The sequence below is a fragment of the Erwinia sp. PME.40.26/001 genome (assembly GCF_055556675.1).
In genome coordinates this window covers 1-267 of the sequence record NZ_JBVHNP010000210.1, presented here as the reverse complement: position 1 = coordinate 267, position 267 = coordinate 1, and the positions used below count along the sequence as shown (strand labels likewise).

Here is a 267-nt window from a genome sequence, read left to right as displayed (position 1 = left end):
CTCGTCGATGAGCTCCTGGATGCCGGCATCCTCCCGTGGTTGACCCTGTACCACTGGGATCTCCCGCAGGCCCTGCAGGATCGCGGCGGGTGGACCGTCCGCGAGACGAGCGACCTCTTCACCGAGTACGCGCTCGACATGCACGATGCGCTCGGCGACCGGGTGAACGTGTGGACGACGCTCAACGAGCCGTGGTGCTCGTCGTTCCTCAGCTACACCGCGGGTGCCCACGCCCCCGGCCACTACTCGCAGGCCGAGGGCATGCTC

At 68.2% G+C, this 267-nt stretch carries 1 protein-coding gene; it reads left to right on the top strand.

What is annotated here, in order from left to right; genetic code table 11:
• A partial coding sequence (locus tag ACZ3HG_RS23875) for a family 1 glycosylhydrolase (protein WP_465334872.1) occupies positions 1-267 on the top strand: 267 nt, incomplete at both ends.